Annotated in this window: 4 protein-coding genes; all 4 read left to right on the top strand. The window is 71.4% G+C overall.

Features of this window, described 5'->3' with window-relative positions; all coding sequences use genetic code 11:
• Nucleotides 1-783: 783 nt before the first annotated feature.
• From OXR63_RS17935 to OXR63_RS17920, 4 genes are read left to right on the top strand one after another with little or no spacing between them, the layout of a single operon-like run.
• Nucleotides 784-1,806 carry a 2-keto-3-deoxygluconate permease gene (locus OXR63_RS17935; RefSeq protein WP_267425592.1) on the top strand — a complete coding sequence of 341 codons (1,023 nt, stop codon included), beginning with the start codon at nt 784-786 and terminating at the stop codon, nt 1,804-1,806.
• On the top strand, nt 1,803-2,984 hold the full coding sequence (locus OXR63_RS17930; protein WP_267425589.1) for a four-carbon acid sugar kinase family protein: 1,182 nt from the start codon (nt 1,803-1,805) through the stop codon (nt 2,982-2,984). The genes OXR63_RS17935 and OXR63_RS17930 overlap by 4 nt, the downstream gene beginning before the upstream one ends.
• Nucleotides 2,985-2,993: 9 nt before the next feature.
• On the top strand, nt 2,994-3,989 hold the full coding sequence (gene pdxA / locus OXR63_RS17925; RefSeq protein WP_267425586.1) for a 4-hydroxythreonine-4-phosphate dehydrogenase PdxA: 996 nt from the start codon (nt 2,994-2,996) through the stop codon (nt 3,987-3,989).
• A gap of 1 nt (nt 3,990) precedes the next feature.
• The gene (locus tag OXR63_RS17920) at nt 3,991-4,773 is read left to right on the top strand and encodes a DeoR/GlpR family DNA-binding transcription regulator (RefSeq protein ID WP_267425584.1); all 783 of its coding nucleotides are present in this window, start codon (nt 3,991-3,993) and stop codon (nt 4,771-4,773) included.
• Nucleotides 4,774-4,967 lie beyond the last annotated feature (194 nt).

The following is a 4,967-nucleotide window of genomic DNA, read 5'->3' as shown; positions in this document are numbered from 1 at the left end:
CAAGGCCCTGCAGCTCGAGGGTGACAACGCGATCCTGACCGGCACCACCGTCCACATCTCCGCCGACGCCGCGAAGCTGCTCAACAGCACCTTCAAGACCGACGCCGTCAAGGCAGGCCTGCTCGTCGGAACCGCCACCATCACCGCCCAGATCAAGTAACACCCCGCACCACAACACCACCACACACGAGAACGCCGCCCCTGCCGGGGGCGGCGTTCTCTGCGTTGCACCTCCCACGCGCGAACCGACCCATGGCGGGCGCGATGGGAAGCGGAAACGCGCGTGGGAGGTCGGAACGAACGACCTCCGACGCGCGAAAGGACCCGCCACGCACCGAACGACTCGCGGACCAACACGTTCCGGTGGATCGGCGACGCCGGCCTCGGCGTGGGCGGGCCAGCGCGGGATCGACGACCGATCTGCTCCCGGGCGATGACGGATCCGGTCGTCTCAGCCCAAGTTCCCTGGACCGGATTCGTCACCCCGCTGAACGAGAACCCGTTCGGCGCGCGCTCCGACCCATGACGGGCGCGGTGGGAAGCGCAATCGCGCGTCGGAGGTCTGGAACGAAGGACCTCCTACGCGCGAAAGGACCTGCCACGCGCGGCGCCGACCGACCCTCCACGCGCGGCGCGGACCGACACTCCACGCGCGGAACAGCCAACCCACAGCAACTCCTCCCCGTGCACAGATTGCGCAGAACGCGCACGTGCTTGCGCGTTGTGTGCAATCCTGGGGTGACCGGGCCGGATCGACCCGGGAACGAAACGATGGAGTTGCGTATGTCCGTTCCGATCAAGGCCGCGATCGAGAAGGTCCCCGGCGGGATGATGCTCGTCCCGCTCCTCGCGGGCGCCGTCCTCGCGACCCTCGCCCCCGGCACCGCCGACTTCTTCGGCTCGTTCACCGGCGGCCTCCTCACCGGGAGCACGCCGATCCTGGCGGTCTTCTACGTCTGCATGGGCGCGAGCATCGACCTCCGCGCGACGCCCTACATCCTCAAGAAGGGCGGGGCGCTGTTCGGCTCGAAGGTGCTGCTCGCCGTCGTCATCGGCGTCGTCGCCGGGCAGTTCATGTCCGAGGCCCCCGTCCACGGCGGCTTCCTCGCGGGGCTGTCCGTCCTCGCCCTCGTGGCCGCGTTCAGCGACACGAACGGCGGCCTCTACATGGCGCTGATGGGCCAGTACGGCAAGCCGAAGGACGTCGCCGCGTACTCGATCATGACGATCGAGTCGGGCCCGTTCCTCACCATGCTCATCCTCGGCGTCGCCGGACTGTCCGCGTTCCCGTGGCAGGCGCTCGTCGGCGCGGTGATCCCCCTGGTGCTCGGCATGGTCCTCGGCTCGCTCGACCCGGCGATGCGGAAGTTCCTGTCGTCGGCGTCGCCCGTGCTCATCTTCTTCTTCGGCCTGGCGCTCGGCTTCGGCATCAGCCTGCAGACCGTCCTCAGCGCCGGCCTGATCGGTGTCCTGCTCGGCCTGGTCGTGCTCCTGCTCAGCGGCAGCGTGCTGTTCCTCGCCGACCGCTTCACCGGTGGCACCGGCCTGGGCGGGCTCGCGGCGTCGTCGACCGCGGGCAACGCCGCCGCGGTGCCCATGCTCGTGGCCGCCGCGAACCCCGCGTACAAGGAGGCCGCGGGCCCCGCGACCGTCCTCGTCTCCGCCGCCATCGTGGTGACCTCGATCGGCACGCCGCTCGTCGTCGCCTGGTACGCCCGACGCCTCGCCGCGAAGCAGTCCGGCGGTGACACCCAGCCGCCCGCCGCAGTCGCGGTCGAGACCGCGGCCAACGGAGCCGCCCGGTGACCGCGGACACGACCCTGACGATCGTCGCCGACGACCTCACCGGAGCCGCCGACGCAGCGGGCGGGTACGGAGCCGCACGCACCAGCGCCGTCGTCCTCGGCCCCGAGGTCACGTGGCCCGCGTCCGAGGTCCTCGCCGTCGACACCGAGAGCCGCTACCTGCCCGAACACGAGGCCGCCGCACTGGTAGACGCGGTCGTCCGCCGCTCGGTCGCCCTCGGCCGGCCGGTCTTCAAGAAGATCGACTCGCTGCTCCGGGGGAACGTCGGCGCCGAGGTCGCCGCCGCCCTCGCCGCGGTCTCCGACACCGAACGCGCCCTGGCGGTCGTCGCACCGGCCTTCCCCGGCACCGGCCGGACCACGGTCGGCGGTGTCGTCCACGTCGACGGCGTCGCGCACGTGGACGGCGCGTTCGCCGGTGACGTCGCCGCCTCACTCGCCGCCGCGGGCGTCCGGGCCGGGAGGCTCGCCCCCGGTCCGGCGGACACCCCTGCGGACCTCGCCGCGCGGCTCGACCGCCTGCACGCCGACGGCCTCGACGCGGTCGTCGTGGACGCCGTGACCGACGCCGATCTCGAGACGGTCGCCCGAGCCTCCCGGCTGGTCAGCGCTCCCGTGCTCGTGACGGGGTCCGGTGGCCTCGCCGCGCACATGGTGCCGTCCGACGGCGCGTCAGCGACGTCGGTGCCGCAGCTGCCGACGGTCGACCGCGTCCTGGTCGTCGTCGGGAGCTACTCCGGACCGGCCCGGTCGCAGATCGACGAACTGGTCCGGCGCGGAGCCGAGCACGTCGAACTGCGGCACCGCGACGACGGCGAAGAGGCGGCGACGGACCAGATCGCCAGCGGCGTCGCCGACGTCGTCCTCACCCCCGACCTGGGCGTCCCCGTCGACAAGGACAACGCCCTCGACGTCGCGGCGGCCCTCGCCGCGACCGTCGCCCGCAGTGCCCACCGGTTCGACGCGCTCGTCATGACCGGCGGGGAGACCGCCCGAGCCGTCCTCGACGCGCTCGGCATCGACACCGTCCGCGTGCACGGCACCGTCGAGCCCGGCGTCGTCCTCAGCAGCCACCCCGACCACCGGCCGGTCCTCGTGACGAAGGCGGGGGCGTTCGGCGACGCCGGCACCCTTGCACGCACCGTCCGGGCACTCCGACAGCACACCACCGAGAAGTAAGGAACCACCATGAAGCCGATCATCGCGATCACGATGGGTGACGCCGCCGGCGTCGGACCCGAGATCATCGCCAAGGCGATGGCCGACCAGGCGACCCGGTCGCTGGCGACGATGTTCGTCATCGGCGACCTGCGTCGACTGCAGCTCGCCATGGACGTCGTCTCGAGCACGCTGACCGTCAACCGCATCAGCGACCCCTCCGAGGTGACCGAGGACCTCACCACGATCGACGTGCTCGACGTCCCGTGCATCCCGGAGGACCTGGCCTGGGGCGAGCTCTCCGCCGAGGCCGGTCACGGCGCCTTCCTGTTCATCGAGAAGGCCGTGGAGCTCGCCATGGCCGGCACGATCGATGCCATCTGCACCGGTCCGCTCAACAAGGCGGCGCTGCACATGGGCGGACACCAGTTCCCCGGCCACACCGAGATGCTCGCGCAGCTCGCCGGGGTCGAGGAGGTCTCGATGATGCTGACCGCGCCGAACATGCGCGTGATCCACGTCACCACGCACCTGGGCCTCGTCGACGCGATCGCCGCCATCGACGGCGACCGCGTGTACCGCACGATCACCCGCGGGAACGACCTGCTCGTCCGTTCCGGCAACGAGCACCCGCGCATCGCGGTCGCGGCGATCAACCCGCACGGCGGCGAGAACGGCCTGTTCGGCAACGACGAAGAGGCCCAGAAGATCCAGCCCGGCGTCGACCGCGCACGGGCCGAGGGCCTCGACGTCATCGGTCCGCTGCCGGCCGACACGCTCTTCATGCTCGCCAGCCGCGGCGACTACGACCTGGTCGTCGCCCAGTACCATGACCAGGGCCACATCCCGGTCAAGGTGCTCGGGCTGAAGAACGGTGTGAACGTCACCGTGGGCCTGCCGTTCGTCCGGACCTCGGTCGACCACGGAACGGCGTTCGACATCGCCGGGAAGGACATCGTGGACCACGAACCGCTGCTCGAAGCGCTCCGTCAGGCCGCCGACCTCTCCCCGGAGCGCGCCGAGTAGCGTGAACGCCCGCGACCGCCGGCGCGAGATCGGCCACCTGCTGCACGAGAAGCCCGTCAACGTCGACGAGCTGGCAGCGGTGTTCTCGGTCTCCGCGTCGACGATCCGGCGGGACCTCGACGCCATGACGCGGAGCGGCGACGTCGTCCGCACCTACGGCGGCGCCAGGACCATCGGCGGCCCGGAGCGGAGCCTGCAGGAACGTGAGTCGATCGCGGTCGGGCAGAAGGCCGCCATCGGGAAGCTCGCAAGCTCGTTCGTCGAGGCCGGGGCCGTCGCCGTCCTGGACGCCGGCACCACCGTCGGGGCGCTCGCGCGGAACCTGGCCCACCGTGAGGGCGTCACCGTCGTCACCAACGGGCTGACCACCACCACCGTGCTCGAACACAGCGCCGGCGTCGAGCTGATCGTGGTCGGGGGGCGGCTCCGTCACATCAGCTCCGGCTTCGTCGGGCCCTTCGCCGAGCGGGTCATGGCCGACGTGTCGGCGGACGTCGCCTTCCTCAGCGCTGACGGGGTGTCCGCCGAGCACGGGCTCTGCGAGGAGACCCCGGAGCAGGCGTCGCTGAAGCGGGTGATGGTCGACCGTGCGCGGGAGCTCTTCGTGCTCGCGGACGCGACGAAGCTCGGGGTCGCGTCGGCGCACTGGTGGACGCGGCTCGAGCGGCCGTGGTCGCTCATCACCGACGACACGGCGAGCGAGGACCAGCTCGCCCCCTTCCGCGCCTCCGGTCTGGTGACGGTGCACGTCGCGCCGACGAGCACCGCGCCCGCGCAACCCTGACGGACGCTGCCCAGTCCCTCTGCACGTGACCAGCATCTCCGCCCCGTACTGGGGCCGAGTGCGACCGTGCCCTGGGTCGAGTGGCGTGGAACACTACTCGTATCCGGGAACTTCCCCGAGCGCTCACCAGCCGCACATCGCTGGTTCTCCACCCTCATGCAGGGTGTGTTCGGCGTGCACACAACAAAGGACTC

It is taken from the genome of Curtobacterium sp. GC_Cur_3 (genome assembly GCF_026544205.1).
In the GTDB taxonomy this organism is placed as follows: Bacteria; Actinomycetota; Actinomycetes; order Actinomycetales; family Microbacteriaceae; genus Curtobacterium.
Note: the sequence above shows the minus strand (reverse complement) of the source record. Positions and strands in the feature narration are given on the sequence as shown.